Genomic DNA, 6,035 nt, shown 5'->3' with positions numbered 1-6,035 from the left:
CGTGTCCATCCGTGGCTAGATTTTCCCGCGGCACCGCGGAACCATCTTGCAAATTGACGTCAGCCCCACGCGCATCTACGATGGCCTTCACTTCGGGGGGTGGTTGCTGCTCACCGGCAGGGTCATTTCGCACTTCACGGTTTCGGAGAAGCTGGGCGCGGGCGGCATGGGAGAAGTCTATCGCGCCCGCGACAGCCGTCTCGGCCGCGAGGTCGCCCTCAAGGTTCTGCCCGAAGCTTTCGCGCTCGACCCGGACCGCATGGCTCGCTTCGAGCGTGAAGCGCACTTGCTGGCCTCTCTGAACCACCCCAACATCGCTGCCATCTACGGCATCGAGGATGCCGAAGGCGTCCGCTGCCTGGTGCTGGAGCTGGTCGAGGGCGAGACGCTGCTCGAGCGCATCCGCCGCGGTCCGCTGGCTATGGAAGAGGTACTGGACATCGCCCGCCAGGTGGCCGAAGCTCTGGAGTCCGCCCACGAGCGCGGCATCGTCCATCGCGATCTCAAGCCCGGCAACATCAAGGTCACGCCCGCGGGCACGGTCAAGGTGCTCGACTTCGGCCTCGCCAAGATGTTCGAGAGCGAGGCCGCCATCACCGACCTTTCGCGTTCGCCCACGCTCACCACGCCCGCCACGCGCCTGGGCGTGGTCATGGGCACCGCGGCTTACATGAGTCCTGAGCAGGCCCGCGGCCGCGAAGTGGACAAGCGCACCGACATCTTCGCCTTCGGCTGCGTCCTCTTCGAGATGCTTGCGGGCCGCCAGGCCTTCTCCGGCGAGACCGTTTCGGACACCATGGCTTCCATCCTCAAGCTCGATCCCGAATGGAGCCGTCTGCCCGACTCTACGCCGCCCGCGCTCTTGCGCCTGCTGCGTCGCTGCCTGGAGAAAGACCCGAAACTCCGTCTGCGCGACATCGGCGAAGCCCGCATCGCCCTCGCCGACCCCAGTGCCGCCGCTTCCGAAGCCCCTGCCGCTTCCGTTCCCGCTGCGCCCGTCTCCACTCTTCGCTCCCGTGCCCTGTGGCTTGCAACGGCCGTTGTGCTCGCCGCCGCCAGCGCCTTCGTCGCTTGGACGCTGAAGCCTGTGGCGTCTCCTCCGTTGCGCAAATTCGAGATTGTGATCGAGGGTTCCAGCCTTCCTTTTCCTCCCGCCATCTCGCCCGACGGTCGCGTCATCGCCTACGTTGCGGAGAGTCAGCTCTGGGTTCGCGAACTGGACAAGCTGGAGCCCCGCGCCATTCCGGGTACTGCCGGCGCTACTCACCCCTTCTGGTCGCCCGATAGCGCTTTCCTGGGCTACTTGCTGGAGGGGAAACTCTGGAAGGTTCCCGTCAGTGGCGGCGGGGCTACTGCCATCGCCAACGTCGGCGTCGAGTTCACCGGTGGCGCTGGAGCCTTCTGGGGGGAGGATGGCACCATCCTCTACTCCCGCGGCAACACCGGCCTGTTCTCCGTTTCCGATCGCGGCGGCGACCCTCGCATCTTCGTGCCTCTCGCAGCCGACGAGAACGATATCCATGAGCCCTTCGTTCTGCCCGGCGGCAAGGGGATTCTCGCCGTCCTTCATCGCGCGAACAGCCCTCCCGACACCCTGGCCCTGATCACCGGTAACCAGCGCACCGTTCTGGTCCAATTCAAGGGCGACCCGCTATGGCAGCCTTCCTACTCGCCTACCGGCCACATCCTCTTCAGTCGCACCGGAGTGAACTCCGGCGTCTGGGCCCTGCCCTTTTCTCTCGCCAGCCTCAAGGCCACAGGAGATCCTTTCCTGGTCCTGTCCGGCGCCACCTTCCCCAGCCTTTCGCGGGAAGGCACCTTGACCTGTATCGGCGGAGGTTCCACCGGCTTGGAGGAACTTGTTTGGGTCAGCATGGATGGCAAGACCCAGGCCGTGGGCAACCAGACCCAGATTTACCTTGGCCTTCCCCGGGTTTCTCCTGACGGCACGCGCGTCGCTGCCGTTGCCCGCGTCAATCAGAATGTCGACGTCTGGATTTTCGACCTCAAGCGCAACACCCGTACCCGCCTCACCTTCGATCCCGCGCCCGATACCGTCCCGGTCTGGTCACCCCAGGGAGACCGGGTCTTCTACGTCAACGTCAATCACGGCTTGGCCGTAAAAGCCGCCGATGGCACCGGCAGCGCCCAGTACCTGGGGGAGGGAGATGACCCGAGCATTTCCGGAGACGGCAAGTATTTGGCCTTCACTCGCGACGGAAAGGACACTGCCACCGACATCTGGTACATGCCCTTGAGCGGCGACCGCCAGCCCGTCTCCCTGCTCGCCACTCCCGCTCGCGAGTTTCAACCCCAGCTCTCTCCCGATGGCCGCTATCTCGCCTATGTCTCCGACGAGTCCGGCGCCACTCAGGTCTACCTCACCCGTTTTCCCTCAGGCGAAGGCAAATGGCAGGTCTCGGCCTCCAGCGGTGCGATCCCTCGTTGGAGCCCCAAGGGCGACAAGCTCTTCTATCGCAGCGGCGCGCGCCAAATGACCGAGGTCAGCGTCTCCACCCTCGGCAACGCTCCTTCCCTGGGCGCGCCCCGCGTGCTCTTCAGTGCCGACACCGCCGGCGTCCAGTTCGAAGGCCCCTTCCAGTTCGACGTCTCTCCCGATGGCCGCCGCTTCCTCATGGTCCGCGAAGCCAGCCAGGCCGCCAAGCGCATCGCCATCACCGTCGTCCAGAACTGGTTCACCGAATTCAAAGACCGCAAGTAGCTTCAATCTCGTAGCGACGGTGCCCCACGTTCGCGCCCCGCTTTTGGGCGCTAACGTGGATTACGAGCCGCCATCACCATGGAATGGCATTTCCTGGAAAGCTCGACGAGCTCCTCGTAGCGCCAGGTCTCGTTGTCGTTCAGAAGCTGCACCAAATCCATGGGCAATTCTTCGAGCCCTACTCTCGCACCGCTGATGGCCCCGGTCATGGCCGCAGTCGTGTCCACATCTCCACCCGCAGCGATTGCTGTACCAATCGCTTCCAAATAGTTGTCAGGATGCTTAAGGAACGAATACAGGCTCCACAGCACACTGGTTGTCACGAACGGAGAGATGTGCTGCCAGGCGTCTACGTGGTCCGGATCCAAACCGATCCTGGAGATCTCGCGAACGGCTACCTCAGGCTCGGATTGCAGCCATTTCTCCATGCGCGGCAAAGCCGAAGCCAGGGCTGGGTCGAACGGCGCAACCCAGCCAGCCAACTGATCTGTGAACTCTGGCAGTTTTGTCGGCGTGTGCCGTAGTATCAAGGCGACCGAGCCGGCTATCAAGATCGCCCCCGCCGAACAGCGTGCGTCCTTGTGGGTGATCCTGCTCTGCTCATGCGCCACGTGGACCATGCGCTCAGGGTCACCTGAAAACAGCAAACCGACAGGCCCGGCACGCATCGCGGCACCATTGCCCGCAGCCGGCGGTGGCGTGCCTGCTTCTTCCCACGCCAGCCCCGCAGCCAGCCGAAAGGCCGCCGCTTGCGTCGCGAATCCCTGACCCACGATGCGCTCTTCCACAAAAATGGCGGCAATCCTGTCCGCGTAGTCCCTGGGATCAAAGCCGCCGCAGGCGACAAAACTCTGCATCAGTTCGCGGGCAAGCTGGGAGTCGTCGGAATACTGTCCAAAGCGATAACGGCCCCGGCATTGCTTCACCACGCGGCCCGTGCGAACAAAGTCATGCACATAGCTCTGGCACACCTCCGGCGATTCGCCCTCGACCGGAAAGCCGAGAGCGTCGCCCAGACATTGGCCAATCAGGCAGCCGGCAAACTCATTTTCGGTCGGTCGCTTCATCGGACACAGGTACCCGCCCTAGTCAGGGCGATTTCGTGCTCGACACCGTCGGCTCGGGCAGTTCGTGGTAGGAGAAAATGATGTTCTCCAGGACGCGCTGCGATTCCTTGAACAGCGGTTCGGCGCACCAGGCGGTGATGCGGACGAACCTGCCTTCGTAACCTACGATTCCAGTCAAGTAATGAACCGGAAAGTTCTTGGCCTGTCCAGCCAAGCCTCGGTAGTTCAGCAAGGCGGCAGGGCGAGCGTCGATGGTGACCGCCGAGTCGCTCACTACTTCGTAGTTCGCCAAGTCAGCTCTCAACTGCAGGTCGACCAAGCCTTTGTAACCTTCGAGCGAAGCCGAAACTTCCTCCTGCGCAACGATGACGAATTGCATCTCGCTGGGCGAACTCAGGCCGGCAATCGCTCCAGTCTTGCGCAGTTCGGGCTGGACTTTCCACTCGATGGGTACCGTCAACGCAAACTTCTCCGTCCGGTTAACGTAGTTGTTGCCATCTAAAGCCTCATCCACCAGCGTAACCGACCGGGCTTCAGGAGACGACGCCGAGGCTTGGTTCTCGGGAAAGGTGATCGACTGGATGTCGCCTCGCAAGACCTGCATCTTGCCGTACGGCGTCTCCACCTGGATCTTGTTGTCCTTGATCGAAGCCATGCGCCCGACCACCTTGGTGCCGTCCTTCAGGAGGATTTCCTCCCCCAACGCCGTCGCTGCCACTGCCAGCATCAGCAATCCCCACCACCTCGCCTTATTCATGGTTCCTCCTCTGGCGCGCGTCTAGTGCTTCGCCGCCATTGCCTGTTGTTTGGCTTGCTCGAACCGCTTCAACTGTCCCTGCATGAACTCGCTATCGGGCGAAAGAGATAGCGCCTCTTTTTCCGTCTCGACCGCCTCCTCGAATCGGCCGTTCAGATAGAGCGCCTGCGCCAGCGTGTCTAAATACGCCGCGTGCCCGCGCCCCTTTCCTTCAGAGAGCGCTACCGCCTTGCGGGCGTACTCCAGCGCCCTCTCCGGATTTCGCAGCGACTCTTCTGGAACCGTGGCGTAGATCCACGCCGCGTTGTTCCACATTCCAGCTTCCGTCGGTGCCACTTTCAGTCCTTCCTCGTAGGCTGTGAGCGCCTGTGCGTAATCGCCCGTCCGATCGTGGATGCCGGCCAGAAGGCGATAGGCGAGCCCGGCTTTTTTGGCGTTGGCGGGCTCGTGCGACGCGAACTGGAGGTACGTCTTCAGGTGCGCGATCGCCTGGTCGCCGGCCTGTGGATCGATGCTCTGCATCTGGCCCAGCAACAGGTGCGCGTCCGGTTGGTCGGCATCGAACTGGAGTACGCGCTCGGCTTCCTGGCGCGCGCCGGTATAGTCGCCCGCACGGAACAGCGCTTCACCCAGCTTCGTGCTCATGGCAGGGCTATGGACCTGCTCCGTTTGCGCTTCCGCCAGCTCTTTCTCGATGCTCTCCAGCTCCTTGATCGCCTCTTCTTCCGGCATTTCCCCGGCCAGCAACCGCAGGAAGGCACGGGGCATCTCAACCTTGGCTTGGTGCAGCAGGCGGACCTCCTTCCAGGCCAGGGGAAGGTTGTCCGTAGTGGCATAAGCCACAGCCAACGCCTGATGTGCTGGCAGGCTCTCCGGCTTCAGGCGGACGGCCTCGCGGAACTCTGCCGCGGCTTCGTAGAACCGCATGTCCCTCATCAATTCGTTTCCACGGTTGAAGTGGGTGGCGTATTCAGAGACGTCCGGCGGCTCGTTCTGCCCGGCAGTTGGAATCGAAACCGCGCCCGACGCGGCCAACACCAGGAAAAGGGAAGCGGCCAGAAATCTTACGCCTACGAACAATTCGGCTGGCCACCCCCAATCGATCTGGGACCCTGTCCAATCTCTCGCGTTGATCATGGTCTTTTCTCCCTCCTGAGCAGGTACAGCCTCGTGCCTCTAGGGCTGTTCTTTCCGCGGAACCGCGCCTTGCGAACTCGAGAGCTCCACCTTCGTCTTCTTGCTAGCGTCATTTCCTTGGTCCGCTGCCATGCTCGAGCCCTCGGGATTCAGGTAACCGAGGCGAATCGCAACCTGGGTGGCTGCCTCCAGGTCGAATGTGACGTCCCTCTCTACATACGCCTCCACCGGAGTGTCCACCGGGATGACCGCGTTCGAGCCTTTCAACCGGATGCCTCGGGCAATAGCCGCCAGTCTCAAGAGGTTTTCGACTCCCCTGTTGGCTAATAGGCAATACAACTTGTAGGGAGAT

General features: G+C 62.6%; 5 protein-coding genes. 1 reads left to right on the top strand and 4 read right to left on the bottom strand.

Annotated elements, in window-relative coordinates:
• The first annotated feature begins 46 nt into the window (after positions 1-46).
• Positions 47-2,722: a protein kinase gene (locus VLE48_06800; GenBank protein HSA92702.1), complete on the top strand. Its 2,676-nt coding sequence runs from the start codon at positions 47-49 to the stop codon at positions 2,720-2,722.
• A gap of 50 nt (positions 2,723-2,772) precedes the next feature.
• Here VLE48_06800 and VLE48_06795 read toward each other — a convergent pair whose 3' ends face one another.
• The 4 genes from VLE48_06795 to VLE48_06780 all read right to left on the bottom strand — a co-directional run.
• Positions 2,773-3,789: an ADP-ribosylglycohydrolase family protein gene (locus VLE48_06795; protein HSA92701.1), complete on the bottom strand. Its 1,017-nt coding sequence runs from the start codon at positions 3,787-3,789 to the stop codon at positions 2,773-2,775.
• 22 nt (positions 3,790-3,811) lie between these two features.
• A complete protein-coding gene (locus tag VLE48_06790; GenBank protein ID HSA92700.1) occupies positions 3,812-4,546 on the bottom strand; it encodes a hypothetical protein in 735 nt (244 codons plus the stop codon).
• A gap of 21 nt (positions 4,547-4,567) precedes the next feature.
• Positions 4,568-5,683, bottom strand: a complete 1,116-nt coding sequence (locus VLE48_06785) for a tetratricopeptide repeat protein (protein HSA92699.1) — start codon at positions 5,681-5,683, stop codon at positions 4,568-4,570.
• Between the two features lie 39 nt (positions 5,684-5,722).
• Positions 5,723-6,035: hypothetical protein (locus tag VLE48_06780; GenBank protein HSA92698.1), on the bottom strand; the 313-nt coding region annotated here is incomplete at its 5' end.

The organism is Terriglobales bacterium (assembly GCA_035454605.1).
GTDB lineage: Bacteria > Acidobacteriota > Terriglobia > Terriglobales > Acidobacteriaceae > DATMAB01.
The sequence above is the reverse complement of the archived record's forward strand: the minus strand, read 5'-3'. Positions and strand labels throughout refer to the sequence as shown.

Excerpts from the sequence above, each read along its gene's own strand:
- VLE48_06795 (HSA92701.1), bottom strand. The coding sequence starts at position 3,789 with ATGAAGCGACCGACCGAAAATGAGTTTGCCGGCTGCCTGATTGGCCAA.
- VLE48_06790 (HSA92700.1), bottom strand. The coding sequence starts at position 4,546 with ATGAATAAGGCGAGGTGGTGGGGATTGCTGATGCTGGCAGTGGCAGCG.
- VLE48_06785 (HSA92699.1), bottom strand. The coding sequence starts at position 5,683 with ATGATCAACGCGAGAGATTGGACAGGGTCCCAGATCGATTGGGGGTGG.